Here is a 25,812-nt window from a genome sequence, read left to right on the forward strand (position 1 = left end):
TATATAGAACGGAAATTTCCCCTTTAAAATCTATTAACTTCTCCTCCTTTTTACAACATCGTTATTATAATTTATCACATATCTTCACATCATTATGTTCATAATACGTTCAACTAATCTATTATAATAAATTATTACTTTCTAATAACTGATACCAATCATCCTCTTTGCTTCCTACGGTTTCACTAATTCCTCCAAATTGAACAAACTTATTACCTAATTCACAATATCTTTTTCCTACATAATAATGTTGTAAGAAATTATTAAAATCACCATATGACTCAATAATAAAATTTTGATTAATTAAATCTCCATACAAACAAGAAACTTCTCCATTAATCTTATTAATAAACAATGGATATCTTTCAATTTTCCCTATACAAACCCACTTATCAGTACCACCTGGCATGTCCTCCGTATAAAATTGAATACTTTCGCGTTTTAGATGACCATATATAGTAATTACTCCACCGTTCAACAATTCATATTTTTTTATAATAAAATTATAATCTTTCAGAGGGTCTTCTTCTAATCTTTCATCAATCTTTTTTTCTGCCTCTATAATTTCACCAATAAGCAAACAAAATGGATCATTATCTAAAATATCCTTAATTAATTCTATTTTTTCTAATACTGATTTCTCCATTTTCTACTCCCACTCATTATCTATTTAACTAAGATATAACTATTGCTTTACCCCTTTTAAAGGTTATTATTTTTCACTTCCTCAAACCACTCATCAGCAAAATCATCCGCCGTTTTTATATCATCATTTGTATGGATTAAATCATACTCATATTCAGCTTTAAACTTACCACTCTTAGTATCGTATATTAATTTCATCTCAGTTGGCATATCTTTTTCGTATTCTTTGCATAACATTTCAATTCCTTCAATATCTTCACTTATAATTTGTAGAACCTGAAACATTCGTTCTGGAGATACATCATATCTTTTTTTCCCATTTTCCAATGCATCATTAACCTTGTGACACTCTACATACTTATTGTTAATGAAATAAAAGAAACTACTAGAAATCATATCTTCTTCACATGAAGCGTACACATATACTTTATCAGCTCTATTTTCAACATATTCCATGCATATAGATATCATATCAGCTTGCAATTCACTAAACCTTTCCTCAAATTCTTTCATATTACTTTTTCACTCCTTAGATTAAAATTCAAATAGCAACGTCTTGATACCCCACTTCAGTTACTTTTTCATTTAGTAAACGTATTCCTAATCCATTCTCTGTATCCCACGTACAATCGAAAGTTATCCCAATATCTCGTTCTTCATGAATATCTCCATATGGGACTACAATTCCAACTAAAGTGATCCTCTTAAGTAATTGATCAATTGTTTCGATATGCGGATAATTTTCATTAAATTCAATATCATATCCTAATTGTTGACGCTCTTGCTTGTAATAGTCTAAAATCGCTTGTAAAAAACCGTGCTGTAGTCGTTCCCAATTTTGCAATAATGAATTATAAGCAGTATATTGTCCTTCATCAAACTTACCGTCTTCTTCACCTTTCACTATCAATGCTATTTCAACTTCTTTTCGACAAAATTCAACGTTAATGTCCTTAACCCATCCATATGTATACTCAATCTCACCAAAAACTGCATCATTTATAATCATTTTTAACTCTCCCTATTTACTCCCTTGGATCCATATAGATTTCTCTATTCGTATAAAAGTTACCCTCTAATATTAACTGTTTTTTCCAGTCGTTTCTATACTCAGTATAGTACTATCAATTGCTAATTTTTCAATAAGTTTTTTCGCCTTACCGTATGGAAATCTCTCTACTAATATATAAGGAAGATTTTTTGAACCCTTTAGCAAATCAATTGCGGAAATCTCAAGCCCTAATATGTTCTTTATTCTTATTAAATCTTTCAAACCTTCACTAGGAGTTTTCACTAACACTATATTACATATATCAGACGACTTATGTATCGCTTTCTGTTCTATTTCACTTACACAACCACTATTCACCCATTTTTTTAAATCAGCGGTAATTACAGTAGCATGGTTTGGATTCATGTCCCCAGAATCAATTACTACCACCTCTTTTTCCTCTGCATGTTGAGCCATTAAAAATACATTACCCCCACCGTCATCACCAATTGAGACATACCCCCTCGCATACTCATCTACTTCCCAAACCTCGTTCCTTTCTGCAATATGCTCCGTACCATAAATAAGTAACCCACTACCGATTGAAAAGCCATTTGTACATCTCAATAATCCCTTATATACATTAGGTAATGTAACATTCATACGATTTTCTACTGCTTGGATTTCAATATCACTCGCTGCTGACTTTTCTATCAAATCTGGAATATTAAATAGATTAATCATTTAATAATTCCTCCTAAACTATCAAGATATTTAAACGTATCGCCTATCATCTCTCTATAATCGTTTCGCAATAGATTTCATGAAATTCATAAAGTATGTCGGTATGTAAGCCTTCATTTTTCATTTGGTAAGTAGACAATCATTTTCCCTTTCATGTACTCACCTTTCCATCCACAAGGCCATCCTCCCATTTTATACACCTTAAATACCTTTTCATAAAGTGAAACTTTAATCAGTGGGGGTTTTGTTCATCACCCACTGATTATCAGCCCTCACCAATCGGGCTTTTACGTGCAGTTGATTCCCTACCTAACTTCTTTGTTTTCGCTGAATTTTGAGGTGGGGGTCTTACTGCCCGTTAATGCGGGATAAAAATTATCCACTTTTCCATTTACTAAACGATTTAGTGCACGCATCTCTAGATCTCTTTCTACTTCTTCAAGAATGTTTATATGATCAATAGAAATAAATTCTAATCAAAAACAACTCTCAATCCTAAGTTTTACGATAAATAAAAAACATCCATCTTGAAATTCATCTAATTGCTCAAAAGAACATACATCAAAATTCACATACTCTCTAAGTTTTTTATGCTCTAAGTTCATAAGTTCTAAATTTCTCTTTACCTCTACTTTTTGATGATAAGAATTAAATTGTATGATTGTCATTTTTACTCCATCCCTATTATTACATTAAACTTCTAATCTTCATAAATTACCGATCCCATATACTTCAGGCTTCTACCATCCAGTTTTGCTTCTTCAACAAGTTCTTCATATTCAAAATCATATAACCTAATGACAGTATTGTATTGTTCTTCTAAATTTCCAACATAAAATTCTATAAGTTCACTTATAATTGATTCAGAATACGAAGCATTCTGTAGTAATTCAGACAAAGAAGATGTAACATGTTCATTATATGTACATTCTAATAAGTCTTGGTTTATACTCAATGAAATCTATTTGAAAGTCAGTCATAAAACGTGAAGGGATTCTGTTCCCCTCATTATCATATTTTATTTCTACATACTTTCTTAACACCATTTCGCTAGTACTACTTCCAAACCAAAGAGAAACAGCTCCTGGACTTTCCATATTAATCCTCCTTTCCAATTTTTCTATGTTCTAATGGTAATAAATCAGGCATACTGTTTCAGATATAATGTAATCAGCTTCTTAAATTCTTTTTACGCAGCTAAACATTTAACTTTTTAAAACTTTCAGATACTTAGTATTCTTCGGATTCCCAAAACATCTACCCTCTGATTTTTTATTGGCAATACTAAAAAATTCTTTTGCGGTTTCTAAATCACCTAATTCAAAAGAAACTTTTCCTGCAATAAATTCCTTATCACCGGAATCTATACGTGCAAATCCAGTTAAAAATATTTTATCTGCCCACTCCTTTGCTTTTTTTAAATCATTTACCATAAAACAAGTGGAAATAATATCCTTAACTAAATGGTAACTCTCTTCACAATAAATACCTTTAGGGTCAGGAATTATATCCCATGCCTCTTCTAATAACACAATAGAGTCATTATAGTTACCATTATTGAATTCTTCATTGCTTTTTTCTAAAAGACTTTCGAATTCTTCTTTCATATGTGATTGTAAAATAGCCATATTTACCCTCCTCAAATCATATCCTTAATCAATTCAAAATACTTATCATCCTCATTAAAAAAGAGTTTATAGCCTTCTAAAATATATGCTCTTAGCAAATACTCTCTAGCTTTATCAAGCTCCCCGCACTCGAATAAACTCTCTCCAAGTCTCAGTAAAATAAATGGATTTGAAATACCATCCGGACAGTTTCGTGCATTATATAAATTACTTTTCGCTTTCTCATACTCACGATTTAAAAAATAAGTATCTCCTAATGCTGTATAAATCCATGTACTTGTTTCCCAATCGGTCTTCGGTAACGGAACCAAATCCAGAGCAGCGATATAGCTCTCTATTGCTTTATCATCTTTTCCTTTTTCAACAAAAGCATCTCCTTCGTTACATAATTTCACAATTCGGTCATACACTTGATCGTTAAGTTCCAATATAAATCCTCCCAATAATTATTTATTTGGTGGCAAGTAATTTTCATCGATTGTTAATATTCGAACATTTTTATTGTACCTTTTTAAATAAGTAAGTTTTTGATCCATCTACTATCCATCTCCCATTTTTCATTGTTTATGAAAGTCGTTAATCTGTTTTTGTATCTTTCTTTCAAGTTCTTTTTCTTTAACCAGCATTTATTTGAGCTAACCGATTCTGCTTTATTTAGATTTTTATACGTTCCTATGTCACCTTCTCTTGGTAACAGTTTTTTGAAGCTACTTTTTTTTACAATATTACCTGTTCCCTTAACAACACACCTTTCCAAGTTCGAGGTTCTACTCTGCATACTGAATACCCTCCTGACAGGCCACAAGAACTTCTTTTTACACTTTCATTAATTCATACTTCTCCCCCTTTAATGAAGAGTTATTATCACAATATTTCGCTAGTTTATTTTTAATTATATAATACTACCAATATATATTAGACTTAATTCATAAAAATAATTAAATGTATAAAAAAGCACTTGTTGCCTCAAATAGACAATCAAGTGCTTTAAGTTTCATCTGTTTTTAAGCAGCATAAATTTGTAAGTTTTGTAGTAACAGTATGACACCGTTTATATGTGGTAACAACTACTACGTTAAAACTTACGAGTTTGTACGAGTTCGTTAGTTTAGTATACATTCCGTGTGTTTATATTCATCACTCAGTAAAATGTCATCTCGCCAAAGCTCGTACTTCTTTTTCTTTTCTATCATTGTACATAGTACTCCATGATGGTACAACCATCATGGAGTTTATTCTTCAAAATAGCCATTTCTTTTTCTACCCACTTCTCATATATGCTTATGCATGTTTACGTTAAACCACTATAAACTTTTATCATATATGGTATTGCACTCAATTTTTTGTATCTTCAAGATTTTTAAGATGCTTTTCTAAGTATTTTTTCCCTGAATTACTTTTAGGCATAAGACCAAGATGTTCATATTCCCAAATAATCATTCTCTCGTGGGAATTTTCATCTGAAAGGTCATCATAATTAAAGTCAATATTAAACTTTCCTGTATTATCAAAAATCATAGTGAAATTTGTCCAAGCTTCTTGATCATTATCAATAAACTCTTTCTTCATTCTCTTAATACAATCTAACAAACGATGCCACTTCTTAAAATATTCTTCTTCTGGGACATTAAAGAGTTCAACAATACTATGACTGTAAATAGGAGTACTATTCTCTTCAGGATAGTAATAAAAATATGACTCTTGAGCACCTTCCCCAACCTCACCATACAGGTAAACCTTAAACCACTTCTCTGGAATTGTATCAATTACAACCTCTGCTATTTCATTGTATAACTTGCTTAATTTTTCATCATTCATCTAGTTTTCCTCCTGGTACATTATCAAAATTCTTCAATCTCCATCTATCTTCATCACCAATTTTATATCTAATAACAAAACTGTCTGGACGTTTTGAATTCCCGCTATAATTCGGCGTTATTTTCACCCTAACTTTATCACCATCATTAAGAGCATTAGCCCATTCATTCTCTAGTTTTTTCCATTCTCCTCTGTTTAAGTTACTATTCATTGGAACTAAATTATCCATATTACCAGAGCCTTTAAATATAGTTGCAATTAAATGTCCGCCGTCATCATCATCCAAACGATCATTCCCACCTACCACTCTCTGAGCGTAGTTATTCCGCTTACCATCACCTAATTGAAGGCTACCCTCGCAACTTGCAACACACCCTTGACTATCTGTTGTATATGTATATCCTTCTTTACTTGTTCAACATTTGGCTTTAATATCTTTTTACGTTTTTCCCTAGCATATTGTTCTCCATAGTTTACTTTTACAGGCCCTTCACCCGTACCCTTAACCCCACCACTCTCCAAATTCGAGACCCTACTCTGAATACTCGCCTTTGAGGCATCATGGGCTTCTTGGAATTTCCCGCTATAGTTCGTTCCAGTTCTAGCGACACTTCCATCTGGCAGTATTTCTACACCTTTAACGAATGGGGTTACGGAGTCCACACCTTTTGCTAATGTATTTTCAATTATATAATACTAGTAATTTTTGTTAACCTTAATTCATAAAAATAATTTTTAAACATTTATAACATGCCTATCTAATAAAAAAGCGCTTGTTGTCTTTCGTAGACAATCAAGCGCTTTAAGTTCATTTGTTTTTAAGCAGCATAAATTTATAAGTTTTGTAGTAACAATATGACACTTTTTATACTTCATAACAAATACTATGTTAAAACTTACGAGTTTGTACGAGTTCGTTAGTTTCATATACATTCCATGTGTTTATATTTATCGCCCGATAAAATGTCATCTCGCCTAAGCTCGTACTTTATTTTCTATTCTATCATTGCACATAATACTCTATGATGGTACAACCATCATGAGTCATTATTTTCAAGCTTCTCATTGTTTTTCTGTATCACTCAAAAATCTTTTTGGAGTTCCTTTATCTAGTTTTAATCATGTGATTTGTCTAGATAGATGTATTAGTGAAGCATACCCATAAATTCAGCAAATGTATCTGCAACATGATGACTTACTGGTTCAAGTTCAGCAGAATTCTCATGATCCCACACACAAACTTTCGGGTTACTTCTTGATTCTCTAAAATCTAAACATAAAAAATCACCGGCAAATAATACAGCAATTGGTAATAAAGCTACTCCCAGTAAATCTCCATCATCTGTAAGTCTCTCATCTAGCTGGGTCCATGTTACATCAATATCAAACATACCTATTTCAATATTTTCTGGGGCTTCAAGAATACATAAAAACCTAATAACTGCATAGCTATGGTTATTACACACAAAAGATTTCTTTTCTGGGGAACCACCACATGCCCATCAACTTAAGAGAACAAATAAACTGAAATTCCCTTCAAAAGGGTTATAAACTGTTCAACAGATTGATTGTTCTTAAAAATCCGCATGCGAAATAAACTCTAACGAGTTTTGTTTTTTAAATTATGCAGCTTTCTTTTGTGCTCTAGCTATACTATACTCATAATGGACACCCATGATATCAAAGACAGTTTTCTTCTCATATCTGTGAGATTTCCGCCCGTTTTTCTCTAGAAGGTGGAACAGGTGAACCAGAAACTTTGTTATCTCTTGGGTGTTTTGTATGGCTTGATAGAGGAGAAATAGATGATCTTGAATCATTCCAATCGCTTTATATTCACTTAATTCTTTTTGCTTCTTCTGTAACAAAAGTTGGCGCATTTTAAACATGGTAGAAGAACATAAGAAAATAGCAATCAGTTTCCCGTATAAATGGCACTCTATTCGTTCTTGTTTAACAGTGCGACAATGATCTATATGAAACAATGATTTCCACGTTTTAAAAACTATTTCTATCTGCCAACGTAAAGAGTATAGTTCATGGACTTGCTTCATCGAAACCCACTCCCACGGAGTGTTAGTTACATATACATTCAACCCAGATAATATTTTACTTTTTTTCGAATATGGTTTTCCTTTTTTCTTTTCACTTTCCATTTGTTTTTTTCGTCGTTCTCGTAATTGTTTTTCTGTTAGACGATACAGAACGAGTCGGGCAAACAAAACTTTTTGATCTCCTACATAAACATTACCTACTTCATAAGTTTCACCAGGTAACAAGCGCTCCATCATCATTTGCAAGTTGATTTTTACATATTCTGTCTGTTTTTTGAGTGCACCATTATGAAAAAATGTAGGATTAGGATTTTTGATATATACATTTGAATTTAACTTTAAGCGTGAAATAAAATATGTTCCCCGTTGATCCATTTGATCTAAATCCTCTAATGAAAAATACCCTAAATCACGAATACATAAATCGCCTGGTCGTAACGTATCTAAACATTCTGTGCCGAATGTTTTATCATTATTTTTTCCAGGCCCCACTTGAAAATTAAGAAATTGTCCACTATGTAAATCATATTCTAATTGAATTTTGATTCCAGCTGTTTGCGCACATCCACCTGAACCAGGGTATATATGCTCCAACGTATTAGGTACCTGAAACATGGTGGCATCCATGATGCGAATGCGTTGAAAATGAGCAAGAAGTTGATTAGAAATGTGAGTCTGTTCACAGATTTTTTGTTGTAATAACAAAGAAAAGATATGTTTTAAAAATAACACTGATTTTTCATTAAATCGTTTATTTAAGCCCTCCGGGCTAAGTACAGTACCTGTAACTGCATGAAGCCTACTACATAATCGGACTAAAGAATCACTGGCCACCCTTTGGCTAATCCAAATACAAATGGTAGCTAAATCTGCCCCTGAAAATTTGCGTTTTCTTTTTACAAATTTCATCTCTCTTGCTAGTTCTTCCAAAAAATCAGGTGTGATATAGCGCTGTAATTCTTCTGCAAATGGTTGTAACTCCTCTTGAAGCAAGAGATTCATAAAAAACGTCACCCTTTCTCATAGATTATTAAGAAAGAATAACGTTTTTTTGTACTTTGGGGTAGTAAAAAGCCTTAAGTTGATGGGCATGGGGAACCACCATTATTAACTTTTATGAAATTCTTATAATCTACCGGTAGTTGAACTCTCCAAAATTCTTCTTTCTTTAATATTAAACTATCAGACGGTAACGGATAAATTATAGATTCTTTTTTAATTTCCATTCAAAACACTCCTTTTTTATTATCTTGGCGCATCTGCCCACATTCCTTTAGTCCTTCCACCATTATGAACAGTAATACCATGGATTCCGTAAGGAACTAGTTACATTTTCCCTGGTACTTCAGTATGATGCCACGTATAAGAACCATTTTCCACCATAGCCCTTATATCCTCTGGAAGCCTGTTATTCAACCAGTCAAATTGCTCCACATCTCTTTTTAACCATAAATCTTTTGGAAGTTCATCTTTATGTACTACTAGACCCAGTCCTTCAAAATCAGCAAATCCATAGCGCATACCTTCTACTTTTTTCACTTCAACTTTCGGGATAAGACCTAATTCTTCAGCTCTTTGTTTTATCATTTTCCTTTTATTACTTGTTAATTTGTTCCCACCTTTAATATTATTGGCCCAAGACCAGTTTTTAATATCTATTACCTCAATATAATGTCGAGCATAATCATCTAATACATCATCAAAATTCTTAGTTCCGTTAATAAAATCAGCTATATTATTTAAATTAACTTCACTTGCTGTCTTACTTCTATCCCCCGTACCCTTAACCCCACTACTCTCCAAATTCGAGATCCTACTCTGAATACTCGCCTTAGAGGCATCATGGGCTTCTTGGAACTTCCCGCTATAGTTCGTTCCAGATCTAGCGACACTTCCATCTGGCAGTATTTCTACACCTTTAACGAATGGGGTTACGGAGTCCACACCTTTTGCTAATGTATTTTCAATTATATAATATTCCCGACTTAATCTATCTAATAATCCTTAAAAATAATCTATATTGATTTTCACTAATTTAGTAATCTCTAATATCTCTACGAAAAAAGCACTCGCTACCAATAATAGGTTTTCGAGTGCTCAAATGTATATACTTCCCATCATATTTAAATCATTTTTAAGATTTGTTCCTTCACATTTTCGTCAAACTTGGCTCCTTCTACCTGTGCTCCCTTCCAAACTACATTGTCTAGTTTGGCACCGGTAAAATTCGCATCCGTGAAATTCCCATTTAAAAGGTTCGCTCCTGTTAAATCCGCGTTTGTAAAATCTGTATTTCTAGCATCTACTTCTGATAAATTAGCATCTTCTAAATATGCTTTTTCAAAGTTACCTTCTGTAAGATTCGCGTTGCTGAAATCCGTTCCCGTACAGTCGGCCTGTTTTGCATCTATTTTATATAAATTTGCTTGTCGAAAAGTAGCATGATTTAATATTGTTCCAACTAATTCTCCATATGAAAAATCAACTTCATCAAAACATGTTTCAAAACAACTACTTATATTTACCTTTGCATATTTCATATTGGCTTTAGAGAAATTAGCTTCACCAAATCTACAATCTGCAATATGTATTTCCTCTAAATTACAGCTCCTGAAATCAGCAAACTCAAAATCACAATCAAAAAAAGATGCTCTCATTAGTGAAGAAGCTCTTAAATGGACTTGTTTTGCCATGATTCCCTCTGCCATCACCTCTGACAAATCTGAAAAAGTAAGATCTAAATCACTCATATCTAGTCCATCTATAACCTCATCATTGTATTGAGATCTATTTAATATTTCCATGACTCTTATTCTATCATTACCATTCTCATTCATTATTACGATCTCCTTTCATTTAGCTTTTCAGATAGTCCTTCCAAGCAATATTTGGAGAATAAGTTACACCCATTTGATCTTCATCAAAACTTGGTATAGCCATTACTTGTGCTGGTTCCAAATACTTCATTACTTGTAGCCAATTATCAAGTAATGTATCACTATCACTCCCTAATGGATTATTTAAAATATCAATACAAAGCCCACCCCAATCTAGCTCAGATACCACAGCTGGACTATTTTGTAATAATTCCTTATCAAACATTTCTAAAATATGACCACTAAAGTATGTTCTAGCGCCTATCCCTAAGGGACCGTTAGGAAGAAACCTAACCGGTATTGGCTGGGAAGATATTTCCATCCACATCTGTAAACGTTCACGGTCGGTATTCCACGGATATGATAAAGGCCAAAAAATTTGAGTTACTCCGTAACTTGGTTTCGCAGCTTCTGCGATTTGATCAGATAACTCAAAAAAAGCAGACCATAATTTTTTAGGTATTGATTTATGAAACTCAAACTCTAAAAATGAACGATGGCTCCAGTTAACTTGAAAACGTCCTGTGTAGTTCACAGATTTATCACGATACAGGTAAACTTCTGATACTATACGCTCTGAAACTACTTTTTCCAGAATTTCCTGACGGTTATATTCTACCCGTACCGTTTCACAGTTGCCCCAATGAGTAGGAGCAAATTTTTCATTTGACTCAAACACATCCAAAAGACGACCTAATAATTCTTCTTCGTTAAAAGATACTGTAGGATACATTGTAATTGTGAAAAAATCTGGTTTCATGTATATCCCCCATGCCCATCAACTTAAGGCTTTTTACTACCCCAAAGTACAAAAAAACGTTATTCTTTCTTAATAATCTATGAGAAAGGGTGACGTTTTTTATGAATCTCTTGCTTCAAGAGGAGTTACAACCATTTGCAGAAGAATTACAGCGCTATATCACACCTGATTTTTTGGAAGAACTAGCAAGAGAGATGAAATTTGTAAAAAGAAAACGCAAATTTTCAGGGGCAGATTTAGCTACCATTTGTATTTGGATTAGCCAAAGGGTGGCCAGTGATTCTTTAGTCCGATTATGTAGTAGGCTTCATGCAGTTACAGGTACTGTACTTAGCCCGGAGGGCTTAAATAAACGATTTAATGAAAAATCAGTGTTATTTTTAAAACATATCTTTTCTTTGTTATTACAACAAAAAATCTGTGAACAGACTCACATTTCTAATCAACTTCTTGCTCATTTTCAACGCATTCGCATCATGGATGCCACCATGTTTCAGGTACCTAATACGTTGGAGCATATATACCCTGGTTCAGGTGGATGTGCGCAAACAGCTGGAATCAAAATTCAATTAGAATATGATTTACATAGTGGACAATTTCTTAATTTTCAAGTGGGGCCTGGAAAAAATAATGATAAAACATTCGGCACAGAATGTTTAGATACGTTACGACCAGGCGATTTATGTATTCGTGATTTAGGGTATTTTTCATTAGAGGATTTAGATCAAATGGATCAACGGGGAACATATTTTATTTCACGCTTAAAGTTAAATTCAAATGTATATATCAAAAATCCTAATCCTACATTTTTTCATAATGGTGCACTCAAAAAACAGACAGAATATGTAAAAATCAACTTGCAAATGATGATGGAGCGCTTGTTACCTGGTGAAACTTATGAAGTAGGTAATGTTTATGTAGGAGATCAAAAAGTTTTGTTTGCCCGACTCGTTCTGTATCGTCTAACAGAAAAACAATTACGAGAACGACGAAAAAAACAAATGGAAAGTGAAAAGAAAAAAGGAAAACCATATTCGAAAAAAAGTAAAATATTATCTGGGTTGAATGTATATGTAACTAACACTCCGTGGGAGTGGGTTTCGATGAAGCAAGTCCATGAACTATACTCTTTACGTTGGCAGATAGAAATAGTTTTTAAAACGTGGAAATCATTGTTTCATATAGATCATTGTCGCACTGTTAAACAAGAACGAATAGAGTGCCATTTATACGGGAAACTGATTGCTATTTTCTTATGTTCTTCTACCATGTTTAAAATGCGCCAACTTTTGTTACAGAAGAAGCAAAAAGAATTAAGTGAATATAAAGCGATTGGAATGATTCAAGATCATCTATTTCTCCTCTATCAAGCCATACAAAACACCCAAGAGATAACAAAGTTTCTGGTTCACCTGTTCCACCTTCTAGAGAAAAACGGGCGGAAATCTCACAGATATGAGAAGAAAACTGTCTTTGATATCATGGGTGTCCATTATGAGTATAGTATAGCTAGAGCACAAAAGAAAGCTGCATAATTTAAAAAACAAAACTCGTTAGAGTTTATTTCGCATGCGGATTTTTAAGAACAATCAATCTGTTGAACAGTTTATAACCCTTTTGAAGGGAATTTCAGTTTATTTGTTCTCTTAAGTTGATGGGCATGTGTATATCCCCCTTAATATTAAAAAATATAGTCACATAATAATTTTTATTCACAGCTTTTTCCACCTACCTCCACCAGGTAAACGTGTATTGTTCTCCCATTTATGAGTCACTTTACCGCTATTTGGATCAGTGTAGTAAACATCACTATCCTTACCCAAAGGCCCACTTGGTCTTGGATGAGGAGGAATCCCATTCAAATCGGGTTTATCGCTTGATATTGTCACAATATGACTTCCATTTTTATCTTCGAGCATCTCTCTTTCAGCTCGCATTTGACTGTCATTATGAATAACGTGTTCTTTGTCACTTATTTTGTGTTTGTGATCATGAACTAAATCGATTTCATCCTTAGCATTACGACCTATACTATCCGGACGCGTAAGATGCCCTTCACTGGATGTATACGTAACAATCTTACCAACGTTATTATTCTTTAGCTTACGGTCAAGATATTCTCCTAAAGCTTTTCTTCCTTCAATAAAATCCTACCATTAGTTTTCAGGAATATATAAATTATCCACAAATTTAGAGAAACTTTTAGAAATTAGTCGGATGTATTCCTCTCTTAACTCGTTATCTTCTTCAAAGTAATCCATATCACAATGATATACACTACCTCTCTCTTTCCCATCAATTGATAAACAAATCAAACTCCCCGCTGGGTCAATTCCAATTGGAAGAAAATTACTTGGTACCACTTGCATCAAATTATACCTTCTTAATTTCTCTTCTAGATTTATTTCATTTTCTATTGATAGAGGAAAAAACATTGAAACAGACGATGTTATTACGCCTTTCTTAGTTGTATCATTAGTTTTAAATCTTCGTTGCTCAGTTTTCCCTCCATTTTTAGACAGCAAAAATTGTTTATAATCATCAGGTAACAATATACCATACTTATTTTCGAAATATTCGATATCTTCAATGCCAATAGGGGTAAAAGTATATTCAAAATCTAAATTCCTCATACAATTAACCTTCTTTCCTGTTCATTTTGTTTTTCTCAATCAGAGTATAATCTCTCAATCAATTCAGAAAAAGAGTCGCATATTAATTTAATTTTATCCTCATTCACTGATTCCTGATCATAGAAAACTACTGACGGAGAATCTTTAGTATCACAGTAATTAAAACAAATAAGTCCCCCAAATGGGTCTCTTGCAAATGGAATAATACCTTCCGGAAGTGAAGTTAATTCATAAACAACTTCTATATTTGCATCTCTGCTTGTAAAACTTAATAGACAATCAAAGACTGCTCCACCCTCATCATCATTAATATCATAAATATTCGGCTCAGGATAACCACCGTTATTTTTTTTAATGCATTCACGGTAGTCATCTGGAAATCTGACACAAAATGAATTCTCCACAGCAATAATTACTTGCTCATCTATCGCTCCATCCGTAAATAGCCAAGTTACTCGGCTCATTTTATCATCTCCAAAATAATTTCCTTCAATTTACCTGTTCTACCGTCATCTCCACCACCCCAAATTGCTCTACCACCTGTATGACCCGCAACCTGATGTTCATAATAATCAACAAGTTGCATTTTACCAGTCTCTTGATGATGATGCCATGTGACTGATTTTGGCTTCTTACCTAATTTGAATAACTCAATATCTGTTTGGCTGAATTGTTTTGCTAAGTTTGGATCTTTCATTATATCGTCCTATATTTTTTGTGAGAGATATTTTAACTGCACAGAGTCAGGCTCTATATGATATGACTCTGATAAAGATGTTTCATATTTTGAATCGAAAATTGGGTAACCATCTTTATCATATTTAACTTTATAAGTTTCCACATTTTTCTTGAATTTAAATGTATAAGTAGTAATTCCTGTGGAATCATCTACTACTTTTTCTTCAAAATCTCTTGGTTTATTAGGTTTTCTACTATAAGGAGGTAAATCTCTAGCTGCTTTTGTCATAGCTTCTTCATATTCTGCAGTTCTTTCATTAGTCGGTTTAATTTTTTTAGTTTGAGTACCTTCACCCGTAACCTTAACCCCACCACTCTCCAAATTCGAGACCCTACTCTGAATACTCGCCTTTGAGGCATCATGGGCTTCTTGGAATTTCCCGCTATAGTTCGTTCCAGTTCTAGCGACACTTCCATCTGGCAGTATTTCTACACCTTTTACGAATGGGGTTACGGAGTCCACACCTTTTGCTAATGTATTTTCAATTATATAATACTAATAATTTATGTTAGCCTGAATTCATAAAAAATAATTTCTAAAAATTTATAGCATGTCTATCTAATAAAAAAGCACTCGTTGCCTTTCGGAGACAATCAAGTGCTTTAAGTTCATGTATTTTTAAATAGCATAAATCTGTAAGTTTTTTAGTAACAGTACGACACCTTTTATATGTCATGACAACTACTACATTAAAACTTACGAGTTTCTATCAGTTCGTTAGTTTAATATGCATTCCATGTGTTTTGAAGTATGCACTTTTTAATAGCCTACTTTTTTTCCACTGCAAATACACTTTATTTTCTATTCATCTACATATATGATTGTTATCTTTAACCAAGTACCACATTTTTTAGCATTCTCATGTATAAAGTATAGTTTTAGCATTTATAAAGTTACTGTAATCCATTTCGTATATTTGCTTAATATCTTAAATTATTAATTACAACATATAAAAGTTGGTAATTAAGGATTCTTCAATCCATTAATAAAATCCTTAAAGCTATCAGCTATTTTATACGTATTTTCTTCTTCACTAGACTGTGGAAAATAAAAAGAATGATCCCAATAATATACACCATGGTTTTCAGTATCTGTAATAAGTACAATTAACCCTGAACTCGGATCATCTCCTATGATTAAACTGGTCGGTAACATATCTTCTTCAAACTCTTCATAGCATTCACTTAAATCAAAAGTTTTTTTTACACCTATACCATACAAAACATCTAAAGGGATTTCCTGATTTAATTCTTTAACAAAAAATTTACTATACCTAACTTTCGAAGTACCTCCGTTATATTCACTTAAAAATTTTTTATAATCTTCCGGAAGTAAAAATCCTAAAAACTCTTCTAATTCTTCAATTGATTCTTCAGTTGCTTTACCAAAAGCATTTAAATTCATTTATTTCACTCCTATTTAATCTTTTAACTTCTTAGCTAATGACATTCCACCCATATGTCGAAATCTTCTATGCATCTCTTTACTAACTTCTTGCATTGTTGTTAAATCTTGATGATGGTGCCATGTGTTTTCATCTAATTTTGGTCCATTTGGAGCTAATTCATCAGCTTTAGCAAAATCAATGTCATATCTATTAAATTCACCTATCGGAACTTCTTGTCTTACCAACCCAGCAGATTTAAAGTCGGGAAAACCTCCAGGATAAGAAACTCGATTTGGAGGAATCTCCCAATCAATATAAGTCCATATTCCTTCCTCACTAATTTCGATTTTCCCACCTTTTTTCTGCCATTTTTCAGGATCTCTAGAATATAAGGGTTTAGTAGATAATTGTTCCTCTGTAAATTTCACTATTTCTGGATTTTCACCCGTACCCTTACCCCCTCCACTACCCTTAGCAAGTTGATAAGCGTCATCCTTAGCTGCCGTACTTGCCTTTGAAAACTTTCCAGCTACTTCTCCAACAGTTGAAGATTCTATATAAGGAAGCCTCATTCCTATTCCAGTATCCACCATCCTAACTGCTACTGGAATAGGAGTATTTTTCATAGCATCTAGTGCATTTTTTAAAGTCTTATTTTCCTTAAGCGATTGTACCACATTTTTACCCAAATTTGGATTAAAACCAGGCATTCCTTCTTTGAATTTTAATAATTTGGCTAAATCAGCTAATTCACTCGTCCCTTTGAATGCTTTTACTCCTTTTCCTACCGCTCCAACAACTGGGATTGCATCTAATCCGCCAAAAATGATGTTTCCTACCCGCTCTTCTTGGCTCAATTTCCGGTGTGTTCCCCAGTCTTCTCCGTCGATACCACTTTTTATTTGTACAGCGCCGTATACTACTGCGGCAGCGGCCCCGAGTGGTGGACAAAGGATTGTTGTGATGATGATTCCTACGCCTATTCCTATGTCTCGCACCATTTCTAGTTTTTTCTGTTCATCTTCTATCGATTTGTATTCAAATCCTCGTGTGGATGGGACCACTTTCTTGTATTCTTCATAATTTAATTTTGCATCTGGATTTTGTTTTTTTAGTTCTTCGTACTCCGCTCTCAGTACGTTATCAAATGCAGGTGAATCTTTAAAAATATCTTCTACTGTTATTTTATCTTTCTTCTTCTGTATTGTTTGTGGTACACTTCCGTAGCCCGCATGCGCACCTGGTAATACTGTCGTTGTTGTAGAGCCAATTCGGTTATTTGTTTCAAAACTGAGAATAGATGTATCTCTCATTTTTTGAGCGAATTTATCCATTTCTACTAAAAAAGGTTTATCTATATGTTCAGACACCAATCGCCCTGCTTCTCCGCAATATTTTTGTAATGTCGTATAACTATCAAGTAATTCCCCGATTTTTTGCGATTGATCTTTAGGATTAAAATGTATACTACCATCCGAGTCTAAATCTCGTATTCTTCCATCAATTCTTTTTAATGATTCATTTGCTTCCCGTAATTTCATGAGTGCATCTTTTGTAATTCGATTCATACCATCCCCCATGTTTTGCCATGGTTCAGGTCTATATTTCACATCCATCTCGTTTTCATCCCCCCAGCCGTATGGTGATTTCTACAACTTACTTAATATTTCACGTAATTGTTCGTCCTTTTCAAGCATTTCTACACATACATTCCCTACAACTGTCGCTGACCTAGAATAGTGTTCAGCCAATTCTAGTGTTTTGTGTAATATATCAGGATATTTTTCAATTACTCTCATCGCTTCACCTTTTTGATAAAAATCACAGCTTAATAAACTCTCAATATTCGTTCCAATGACGTCTACATGGATTTTATATATATTTTCTAACTTCATTACTATATCTAGTAGTTCTTGAAAATTAACTAATACTTCTTCTCCACCACCAGAACCACTATCTCCCATTGATACTTGCATTATTGAATACCTCCTAACGAGAATTGTCTCGGGTCAATTAACTTTTTATATGGCATTTTTAACACGTCATACAATTTCTTATTAACCGCATAGAGGCTCACCCAGTCATATCGATTACGATCTACATCTATTTGAACGAAATCTTCTCCTTCAGTAAAATATAAGAAACATTCCCATTTTCCTCCTCTATTACTTCGAGGCCTCGTATACGTTTCTATCGCTATAACGTCTTTATTTGATAAATCTTTTTCCTCAAATGTTTGTTGTTCTGCCTCTGTCATTCTCTTTGAGAAAAATGTATCTTCTATTTCCCTCGGTTCTCTCAATAAGAAAGGGATGCGTGTTAATAAGGAAAAATATACGTCTGGCTTTGGTATGTAGTCGATCTCGTATTTTTTATTTGGCTCTATTTCCGTTAATACAGCCACTCGGTCTTTATCCTCTTTCAAAAAGCCAATTAATACATTATTCATTCTCGTGTATTCATGACAATTTTCATATTCCTTTAATAGTTCAATTATTTGAAAAGCTGCAGGGGTAATTCCATTTTCACTTGTAAGTAGGCCTTTTTCTTTTAAACTCGTAGTTGCTTTCGTGACACATTCTGCATCAAGTAAAATAATTGCGTCACGGTTTGGCAATCCAAATATATCGGTAACCCCAGCTGCACCTGCGAGAACATATAATTCAGCAGGTGCAAAACTCATTTCTTTCCCCATTCTTTTATCCCTCGTTTCTCCATCACAGTTGTTTTATCGCCCTTACTTCCGATTTATCTCCGTACGTTTGAATGCTTTTATCTAACTCTTTCAAAGCTTTCGTATGCCCTTCAAATGCCTCTACCATTTCTGAATTATATTGAATGATCAAATCAAGATAACTTAAAAAAGCATCTCGCGTTTTTCCATTCCATTTCGCACCTGTGACATATGCTTTTAAGTCTTTCGCTTGGTTTAAAGAATCCTTCATACCATTTTCAATGTTTTGTGCGTAAGAAATGGCACTTGCAGTGTTACTTCCTATAATTTCAACCTCTTTACCACTCATGTTGGTTCCCTCCATTCTTTGTATGCTTAATGGATAAAGTTTTCAAATTCCTTTTTCTTTTCTTCAAAAGCCTTGGTCGCTGCGGCGTATGCTGACGCTTTCTCTGATTCTGCTTTCGCTTTATATTCCAAATACTTTGCATAAGCTGTACTTTTTGCAGATCCAACATCGCTTAATGCACTTTTAAAATAGGATAATACTGTATTTAAGTCTTCATCCTTTTCATGACGTTTTTGTTCAAATTCAACTGCCGGAATTTTATTAGCTTCTAAGCCATTACTTTTACTCTCATACTCTCTCTTCGCTGATTCAGCCTCTTGAATGAATTGCTTTAACTCTCTTTCTTTATCTTTTAAATAATCATGTAAATCATCATACCGATCTCGTTTCCTCGCACTTTCTGTAAAACCAGACGCATTTAAAAAAGCATTGTATAATTCATCTAACATCTTTCTCCCCCTTTAGCGCAATAACTATGTAGTTAAATTCGTATATTTAAACATGAATATTCATTACATTAAGAATTAACAAATAATTATTTTTACATATTGCTATTTTATCAAAGGGATTTTAACATTTCCATATTTTATGAATGGCTTTCGCATTTTTCTTCAATAAAGTGAAACTTTAATCAATATGACTATGTATTTATGTGCAGAAATAATAAAAAACACTGCCAGGTGCAGTGTTTTTTATTACTACCTTCTATCCAATTCATTCATATTAAATTCTTGCTTGAGAGTAAGACCCATTCTTTCTTATTTCATCAACAACTATTTCTGGATAATCCCAATGAAGCGTACGAGTAGGCTCCCGGATTCGTTTTACTATTCCTTGGGCTGTTTTATTTTTATATTCATTCCAATATTTTGGCTCAGTCGCTCTTAAAAGAACGATAGAAAAAGGATCTGATATGAATATCAGATCCTTAACTTTAATTTCTTAATACATACATCTTTTTACACGATAACTGGTTCATACGTGCTCAAATTATCATACTCAGTTTTTACAATACTAGGCGGAAGGTTAACACATCCTCAGATTCACCTTTTCCTGTAGCAGTGCATAATGTTTAATAAAATTACAGCATATTTTTACTTACCAGACTTAATTTTTTCGTTATATTCTTCTAAAGTTAACCCTTTTTCTTTTAGATAAACAGCAACTTCTTTCCCTACATAACGATAGTGCCATGGCTCATACTTAATGCCAGTAATATTCTCTTTATCTTTTGGATAGCGGAGAGTAAATCCATATTCTGCAGCATTCTTATCTAACCATTTGAATGCATCGGTAGTTTCAAATTTTGCATTTAAATCTTCTACAGTATTTTGCCATTCAACTGAAATAATGTCTAACGCTAATCCAGTATGATGTTCACTTGCACCAGGATACTGAAGATATTCCAATGCCTTAGCACTAGCCTCTTTATCCGACAAGCCTTGAGATTTATAGCTTTTAACTGAAGCATCATAATACGTTTGTTGTAATTTTATAGCTCGATAACCTGATCTTAAATAAAGATTGATTCCCTCTTTTTTTGCAGCTGCTACCATATCCTGATAGGAAGTTGCAATTCTACTATCTATTTTCATATTTGGCTTCGCATTTTGGGTGATACTTGTTAATTCAATTCCTAGTTCCTTTGATAACATATGCTCTCTATTTACAAGGATAATTCTCCAATCATTAACATCAGAGATAGGTAAAACATCTTTTTTCTTCGCATGTATTTCATTTTTATTTTTATCGTTATTATTAGTAGTTGCCTGAGATGTTTGCTTTCCACTACAAGCAGCAAGACTCCATCCCATTGCTAATACCAATGCTAAAATTATAAATTTTTTAATTGTATCTCATTCCCTTTTTGTTTATTAGTCTTTATACCAATTTCCCAACACGTCTCTAGGAATCTCCTTGAAATCCTTCAAAGAAACGGGGCCGACAAATTTTTTAATTCCATGTTTTTTAGAATTTTCATCCGAATAATCTTTTAAAAATTGAATTTTAAATTGTTTCTTACCATCAGCATAGTCGGTTACTGTCGGTACGATTGCCGCTTGTCGTATACCAAAAGTTTTATCTTCATACTTAACAAATTGTACATAAGATAATCCTCCAACCAATGTTTCTAGTTTTTCTTGCGCAGAAATAAGATTTCCAAGAGAATAATAGATTAGCGTTTCATGTCCATCTTTATTTTGTTTCCACTCAATTGGTTGAATTACATGTGGATGATTTCCAATTACTACATCTACACCTAAATCTGTTAAATATTGAGCAACTTCTTTTTGTTGCTTTGAAGGTGTTGAGGTATATTCTACTCCCCAATGCACCATAACAATCACCATATCAGAGCTACTCTTTGCCTTTTCCACATCATTTTGTATCGCTTTTTTATCAATTAAATTTAAAGCCCAAGACTTATCAGCTGGAATTTTAATTCCATTCGTACCATATGTATAATTGAGTAACGCAAAACGAATACCATTTTTTGTAATCGTTTTTATTTCATTACGCTCGTTTTGACTCTCATTAATACCTACCGGGATAACATCCGGATATTTCTTCCAGTATTCTCTTGTATTCGCAACACCTTTAATACCCATATCCATAGCGTGATTTGTCGCTTGCGTCACTATATTGAATCCAGTGTCCACTAAAGATTGGCCTACTTCTTCAGGTGTATTGAAAGTCGGATATCCCTGTACTTTTAAATTATTTCCGGCAATCGGAGTCTCCTGGTTCACGATAGCAAGATCACTTGATTTAACAGCTTTTTTGATATTTTCATAAATATAATTATAATCATATGAACCGTCTTTTTGTTTGCCATCTTTAATTACTGCGTCATGATATAAATTATCACCCGTTGCTATTAAATTCACAACCGATTGTACTTTTTTATCTTCCGTAAAATTAGGAGACTGTTGGATAGGACTTTTATCTACCCAATTTGGTGCTTTTAATGATGTATCTATATTGGATTCAGCCGGTGGTAATGAAGCTTTAGATGTCTTAACATCAGTATTACCACAAGCGGTTAAAAGCACTAAAAAAATAAGACATACTAAAAAAAACTTTTTACTTCTCTGTAAAGTATCTAACATGTGATCCTCTTTTCTGTTTTATTCCTTATAACTAGTTCTAACAAATCATTCTTTACAACAACGTATTTTGGTTTTACCCTTAATTATGGAAGGACACTCTGTTACACCTGCTTCGGAATATACTAATAATTATTTTCCGCTTTCTAGCAATCTATCGATTCCATCAGAAGTGATAGATTACTAGAAAAAGATGATCCATCAGGATGTCGACTAGTTTGATATACCTGTTCCAATTGCAGTAACTCGTTTAATATTTAAACAAGATAGGAGAATCGTTCATATAGCCTCTTCTCTCGCTTTATGTTTAAGGTGCCTCCAAAAAAAGGGATCGTTGCTGTACCCCTTTACATAGTGCGAAATTTTTGCAACTAATTTCTTTCATTCAAGCGACAAACATTATACCGATAACAATAAGTAAGACCCAAGAACTTATTTTACCAATATACGAAAAAAGTAGCAATCTTTTGCCCCATATAAAGAAGCCAATTAGGAGAAATGAACGAGAGATTCATTCTATTCAATTCCTTCATTGATTAATAAAAAAACAAGCCACCCAACTATTGGATGGCTCTATACTATAAAGAGAATTTGTTATTGGATTACTTCAATTTCCCTTCAAAAACAATCTTCCTACCGCACGGCTCAACTACTGTTTTGCCGTCTTTCTTTACTTCATGAAAGATTGGCTCTTCCATACGACGAGACGGAGCGTAGCCTTCTTGTTCCATACGTGCTAAGCAGTCTGTAATTGTTTCATTTTCAAGTACTTCAAATTTCTTTTTATTAGGTTGTTTTGTCATGCCCTAACCTACTTTCTATTTTTCTTGATGCGAATTGATTTTTCATGTAGACCATATATAACATTGCGAGAATTCCCATTATAATCATAACCGCAATAAAAAAGCTTGTATACTGTATTTTTTCTATAAATACGCCGCCTAATACAGGTCCCATAATACTTCCTAAACTAAAAGCGATTCCGGATAATATATTACCTGCCGGTAGTAAGTGTCTCGGTAATAAGTCAGTCATAAATCCAAGCCCTAAAGAGAAGCACGATCCAATAACCATACCCGCTAAAAGCATGCAGGCAAAGACGATCCAGTAATATTGATCAAATACGGCGGCAAGTAGAAAAATGCCCGTACTTATGCTAAACGTCCACGTTAATATACGGTCCCTTCCGTATTTGTCACTTAATATACCGAGCGGAATTTGTGTAATAATACCCCCAACTGCAAATGCTGGTAACAAGAAGGATACATCTGAAACAGACCACCCTTTACGAAGTGCGTATACTGGTAAGTTACTGTTTAACATCGCTTCAAGTACGCCATATGCAAGTGGACCTAGCAATGCAATCCATCCTAATCCAACAACTTGTTTATAACGAGAAAATGATGATTCACTCTTCACTTCTCTTTCATCTTGCGCTGGGAATGCATTTTTTGTTGGAAGTAGTAAAAGCCAACCTATTAGACAAAGTATAGTAGATATAATAAATGGTGTTGCAAGACCGTACTGCACAGTGCTTGCTAAATACGGACCAACGGCAAAACCAATTCCGAAGAATACACCGTATATCGATACTTGTCTCCCTATTTTACTTGGGTCTGATGTTGTCGTGATCCATGTTTGTGTTCCGACATGAAGCATATGATCTCCAACTCCAACTAGAAATCTAAGGATAAACCATACCCAAAATGAAAATGTTTGTGTAAAAAAGAATAATGAAATAATAACGAGAAACCCACCTATAACAATAATCGGCTTCATTCCAAACCTTTGCATCGGTTTTTCAAGAAACGGCGAAATAACTAATATCCCAATGTACAATGCCGTCGCATGAATACCATTAATACTTGAACTAACCCCTTCTTGTTCAAAAATCATTGCAATGGCCGGTAAGAGCATTCCTTGTGACAAACCCGAGATTGCTACAATCCCAACCATAATCCAAAAAGTAAAACGCATTGACATCCTCTGTCCCTCTCCTTCTCACGCTTCCACTTTTCATTATAAACTGTTTCTTCAAATGCGTGTACGAATATTCGCAATAAAAAACAAGCTAAAAGAATGAACCTTTTAGCTTGTTATCTTATCCTTCCCAAACTTGCGCTTTCACATTGTAATGAAAGTGTTTAAAATATGGATTTTCATAAAATGAAGGTCCATATAAGTAATGTTGCATATGAGCTGTTAGTGGCTGCTGCATTTGTAAAGGAACTACAGCTGGTGAAACTTGCATATACATCGGATCTATCATTATTTTTGTATAGATATGATGATTATATGGCGAATAAGCGATTAAGGATGGTTTATGCATTGATAATCTCCCCTTATACATACAAATGTTATAGTATATGCAACACTTCTCATTTCGGGGATTATTTCTGTTCTAACCAATCCTCTACATGTTTTATAAATACATCTAAACAATCAATAAACGGCGAGTGTCCGCAATCTTCTAATACCTTCAACTCTGCATTTGGCAAATGTTTCGCTAATTCCTCACCGACTACTTGCGGTACGACATAATCTCTATCACCTTGTATGACGAGTGTTGGCGCTTTAATACGATGAATTTGTTTACTCCCCTCTACAACCCCATTATGTTCATCTGAAATATTAAATGTAATGAGCGCATAATTCACATCTACGAAATTACGTTGCGTTAACATATCATCTAAATACTTTTCATAACGATCCGGTTCAGGTTGATTATGTGTATATATTAATAGATTCCATACTGTACGGTAATATAGTTTGTTCATATTTTTTATCGCATCTAATACTGGAGCGATTTGTACTGGATCTTGCGCAATTTCTTCTTTCGTCTTTACTAAACTTGATACAATCGGCTGCCCATTCGTATCTTTTTTAAAGATTGGGTATCCTTTCATTCCTACTGATTCTACTAAAATTAACTTTTCTACAAAAGTTGGGTGATTCGCTGTAAATTGCATCGCAACGCCACCACCCATTGACCAGCCCATTAATGAAAATTTCTCTAGCTTTAACTCGTCAATAAATAATTTTACATCGTCTGCAAAGTCTTGTAATGAATCTATCGACTGATTATACGTTGATTGTCCAAACCCTCTTAAATCAAGAGCGTAAATATGGTATTGATCTTGCAACTTTTCAATAACTAAATCCCAATGTTGTGACGATGTCATGTTCCCGTGAATGAGTACAAGAATATCTGTATTTCGCCTTCCAACTTCCTGATATGCAATCGTTTCTCCGTTCGATAGTGAAACAAACTCCATTGTTGCAGGCTTAATCATCACAAGTTCCCCCATTCTATTTAATAGAAAGAAAATTCTTTACTTAATTAAAGAATAGCACGTAGAATATACGTTCGCAACATAAAACCTATAAGAATTTTTTACATAAATCAA

The 25,812-nt window shown here is 33.7% G+C and carries 30 protein-coding genes and 6 pseudogenes; 1 reads left to right on the plus strand and 35 read right to left on the minus strand.

Going from position 1 to position 25,812, the window contains the following annotated elements; translation table 11 throughout:
• Positions 1-121: 121 nt before the first annotated feature.
• The 20 genes and pseudogenes from AC3WVZ_RS14455 to AC3WVZ_RS14550 form a co-directional block, all read right to left on the minus strand.
• Positions 122-646 carry a hypothetical protein gene (locus AC3WVZ_RS14455; RefSeq protein ID WP_000415780.1) on the minus strand — a complete coding sequence of 175 codons (525 nt, stop codon included), beginning with the start codon at positions 644-646 and terminating at the stop codon, positions 122-124.
• A 56-nt stretch (positions 647-702) separates the two neighbouring features.
• Entirely contained in the window at positions 703-1,158 is a 456-nt protein-coding gene (locus AC3WVZ_RS14460) for an immunity protein YezG family protein (protein WP_000657444.1), read from the minus strand.
• Positions 1,159-1,186: 28 nt separating this feature from the next.
• Positions 1,187-1,654 carry a DUF2004 domain-containing protein gene (locus AC3WVZ_RS14465; RefSeq protein WP_065382491.1) on the minus strand — a complete coding sequence of 156 codons (468 nt, stop codon included), beginning with the start codon at positions 1,652-1,654 and terminating at the stop codon, positions 1,187-1,189.
• Between the two features lie 72 nt (positions 1,655-1,726).
• Entirely contained in the window at positions 1,727-2,380 is a 654-nt protein-coding gene (locus tag AC3WVZ_RS14470; protein WP_233936538.1) for an SMI1/KNR4 family protein, read from the minus strand.
• 113 nt (positions 2,381-2,493) lie between these two features.
• Positions 2,494-2,604, minus strand: a pseudogene (locus tag AC3WVZ_RS14475) (cytoplasmic protein); the annotation flags it as partial.
• A gap of 144 nt (positions 2,605-2,748) precedes the next feature.
• A pseudogene (locus tag AC3WVZ_RS14480) lies at positions 2,749-2,850 on the minus strand (cytoplasmic protein); the annotation flags it as partial.
• 6 nt (positions 2,851-2,856) lie between these two features.
• Positions 2,857-3,048: a hypothetical protein gene (locus tag AC3WVZ_RS14485; protein WP_000152601.1), complete on the minus strand. Its 192-nt coding sequence runs from the start codon at positions 3,046-3,048 to the stop codon at positions 2,857-2,859.
• A gap of 32 nt (positions 3,049-3,080) precedes the next feature.
• A pseudogene (locus tag AC3WVZ_RS14490) lies at positions 3,081-3,477 on the minus strand (immunity 22 family protein).
• Positions 3,478-3,585: 108 nt separating this feature from the next.
• Complete coding sequence (locus tag AC3WVZ_RS14495; RefSeq protein WP_016124895.1) at positions 3,586-4,008, minus strand: hypothetical protein; 423 nt, start codon at positions 4,006-4,008, stop codon at positions 3,586-3,588.
• An 11-nt stretch (positions 4,009-4,019) separates the two neighbouring features.
• Complete coding sequence (locus AC3WVZ_RS14500; RefSeq protein WP_227077940.1) at positions 4,020-4,436, minus strand: tetratricopeptide repeat protein; 417 nt, start codon at positions 4,434-4,436, stop codon at positions 4,020-4,022.
• 83 nt (positions 4,437-4,519) lie between these two features.
• Positions 4,520-4,786, minus strand: a complete 267-nt coding sequence (locus tag AC3WVZ_RS14505; protein ID WP_233936540.1) for a hypothetical protein — start codon at positions 4,784-4,786, stop codon at positions 4,520-4,522.
• A gap of 557 nt (positions 4,787-5,343) precedes the next feature.
• Positions 5,344-5,826 (minus strand): antitoxin YezG family protein, encoded by a 483-nt coding sequence (locus AC3WVZ_RS14510; protein WP_016124897.1) that lies wholly within the window; start codon positions 5,824-5,826, stop codon positions 5,344-5,346.
• Positions 5,819-6,489 (minus strand): annotated as a pseudogene (locus tag AC3WVZ_RS14515) (DNA/RNA non-specific endonuclease). Before AC3WVZ_RS14515 ends, AC3WVZ_RS14510 begins: the two are co-directional and overlap by 8 nt.
• A gap of 72 nt (positions 6,490-6,561) precedes the next feature.
• Positions 6,562-6,753 (minus strand): hypothetical protein, encoded by a 192-nt coding sequence (locus tag AC3WVZ_RS14520; RefSeq protein WP_071743237.1) that lies wholly within the window; start codon positions 6,751-6,753, stop codon positions 6,562-6,564.
• 218 nt (positions 6,754-6,971) lie between these two features.
• A pseudogene (locus AC3WVZ_RS14525) lies at positions 6,972-7,307 on the minus strand (SMI1/KNR4 family protein); the annotation flags it as partial.
• A gap of 141 nt (positions 7,308-7,448) precedes the next feature.
• Positions 7,449-8,882, minus strand: a complete 1,434-nt coding sequence (locus tag AC3WVZ_RS14530) for an IS4 family transposase (RefSeq protein ID WP_233936233.1) — start codon at positions 8,880-8,882, stop codon at positions 7,449-7,451.
• A gap of 74 nt (positions 8,883-8,956) precedes the next feature.
• Positions 8,957-9,106, minus strand: coding sequence for an SMI1/KNR4 family protein (locus tag AC3WVZ_RS14535; RefSeq protein WP_233936544.1), 150 nt, complete (start codon positions 9,104-9,106; stop codon positions 8,957-8,959).
• 100 nt (positions 9,107-9,206) lie between these two features.
• A complete protein-coding gene (locus AC3WVZ_RS14540; RefSeq protein WP_233936545.1) occupies positions 9,207-9,824 on the minus strand; it encodes an HNH endonuclease in 618 nt (205 codons plus the stop codon).
• 179 nt (positions 9,825-10,003) lie between these two features.
• On the minus strand, positions 10,004-10,717 hold the full coding sequence (locus AC3WVZ_RS14545) for a pentapeptide repeat-containing protein (RefSeq protein ID WP_074555389.1): 714 nt from the start codon (positions 10,715-10,717) through the stop codon (positions 10,004-10,006).
• Positions 10,718-10,736: 19 nt separating this feature from the next.
• Positions 10,737-11,516, minus strand: coding sequence for a hypothetical protein (locus AC3WVZ_RS14550; RefSeq protein ID WP_000801403.1), 780 nt, complete (start codon positions 11,514-11,516; stop codon positions 10,737-10,739).
• A gap of 101 nt (positions 11,517-11,617) precedes the next feature.
• On the opposite strand from AC3WVZ_RS14550, the gene AC3WVZ_RS14555 reads away from it, so the two are divergent.
• A complete protein-coding gene (locus AC3WVZ_RS14555) occupies positions 11,618-13,051 on the plus strand; it encodes an IS4 family transposase (RefSeq protein ID WP_233936233.1) in 1,434 nt (477 codons plus the stop codon).
• 621 nt (positions 13,052-13,672) lie between these two features.
• Here the strand turns inward: AC3WVZ_RS14555 and AC3WVZ_RS14560 are convergent.
• From AC3WVZ_RS14560 to phaZ, 15 genes and pseudogenes are all read right to left on the minus strand, one after another.
• On the minus strand, positions 13,673-14,149 hold the full coding sequence (locus AC3WVZ_RS14560; RefSeq protein ID WP_139847135.1) for an SMI1/KNR4 family protein: 477 nt from the start codon (positions 14,147-14,149) through the stop codon (positions 13,673-13,675).
• A gap of 35 nt (positions 14,150-14,184) precedes the next feature.
• Positions 14,185-14,613, minus strand: coding sequence for an SMI1/KNR4 family protein (locus AC3WVZ_RS14565; RefSeq protein ID WP_139847136.1), 429 nt, complete (start codon positions 14,611-14,613; stop codon positions 14,185-14,187).
• Positions 14,610-15,350, minus strand: a pseudogene (locus AC3WVZ_RS14570) (HNH endonuclease). The gene AC3WVZ_RS14565 and the pseudogene AC3WVZ_RS14570 overlap by 4 nt, the downstream one beginning before the upstream one ends.
• Before the next feature lie 501 nt (positions 15,351-15,851).
• Positions 15,852-16,292, minus strand: coding sequence for an SMI1/KNR4 family protein (locus AC3WVZ_RS14575; RefSeq protein ID WP_001052204.1), 441 nt, complete (start codon positions 16,290-16,292; stop codon positions 15,852-15,854).
• A 15-nt stretch (positions 16,293-16,307) separates the two neighbouring features.
• Complete coding sequence (locus tag AC3WVZ_RS14580; RefSeq protein ID WP_233934991.1) at positions 16,308-17,891, minus strand: HNH endonuclease; 1,584 nt, start codon at positions 17,889-17,891, stop codon at positions 16,308-16,310.
• Positions 17,892-17,924: 33 nt separating this feature from the next.
• The gene (locus AC3WVZ_RS14585; RefSeq protein ID WP_001198201.1) at positions 17,925-18,251 is read right to left on the minus strand and encodes a hypothetical protein; all 327 of its coding nucleotides are present in this window, start codon (positions 18,249-18,251) and stop codon (positions 17,925-17,927) included.
• Entirely contained in the window at positions 18,251-18,970 is a 720-nt protein-coding gene (locus AC3WVZ_RS14590; protein WP_000514121.1) for a DUF5081 family protein, read from the minus strand. The genes AC3WVZ_RS14585 and AC3WVZ_RS14590 overlap by 1 nt, the downstream gene beginning before the upstream one ends.
• A gap of 22 nt (positions 18,971-18,992) precedes the next feature.
• Entirely contained in the window at positions 18,993-19,298 is a 306-nt protein-coding gene (locus AC3WVZ_RS14595; protein WP_000014535.1) for a WXG100 family type VII secretion target, read from the minus strand.
• A gap of 26 nt (positions 19,299-19,324) precedes the next feature.
• Complete coding sequence (locus tag AC3WVZ_RS14600) at positions 19,325-19,747, minus strand: hypothetical protein (RefSeq protein WP_000883466.1); 423 nt, start codon at positions 19,745-19,747, stop codon at positions 19,325-19,327.
• Positions 19,748-20,392: 645 nt separating this feature from the next.
• Entirely contained in the window at positions 20,393-21,124 is a 732-nt protein-coding gene (locus AC3WVZ_RS14605) for a M15 family metallopeptidase (RefSeq protein ID WP_000241986.1), read from the minus strand.
• A 48-nt stretch (positions 21,125-21,172) separates the two neighbouring features.
• Positions 21,173-22,408: a CapA family protein gene (locus AC3WVZ_RS14610; protein ID WP_000887602.1), complete on the minus strand. Its 1,236-nt coding sequence runs from the start codon at positions 22,406-22,408 to the stop codon at positions 21,173-21,175.
• A 599-nt stretch (positions 22,409-23,007) separates the two neighbouring features.
• On the minus strand, positions 23,008-23,208 hold the full coding sequence (locus tag AC3WVZ_RS14615) for an NETI motif-containing protein (protein ID WP_000166303.1): 201 nt from the start codon (positions 23,206-23,208) through the stop codon (positions 23,008-23,010).
• A complete protein-coding gene (locus AC3WVZ_RS14620) occupies positions 23,192-24,388 on the minus strand; it encodes an MFS transporter (RefSeq protein WP_000062798.1) in 1,197 nt (398 codons plus the stop codon). The genes AC3WVZ_RS14615 and AC3WVZ_RS14620 overlap by 17 nt, the downstream gene beginning before the upstream one ends.
• 118 nt (positions 24,389-24,506) lie before the next feature.
• Positions 24,507-24,734 (minus strand): hypothetical protein, encoded by a 228-nt coding sequence (locus AC3WVZ_RS14625; protein ID WP_000549500.1) that lies wholly within the window; start codon positions 24,732-24,734, stop codon positions 24,507-24,509.
• Between the two features lie 61 nt (positions 24,735-24,795).
• On the minus strand, positions 24,796-25,698 hold the full coding sequence (gene phaZ, locus AC3WVZ_RS14630; RefSeq protein WP_000594877.1) for an intracellular short-chain-length polyhydroxyalkanoate depolymerase: 903 nt from the start codon (positions 25,696-25,698) through the stop codon (positions 24,796-24,798).
• Positions 25,699-25,812: the final 114 nt, after the last annotated feature.

Source organism: Bacillus sp. CPT56D-587-MTF, from assembly GCF_058792335.1.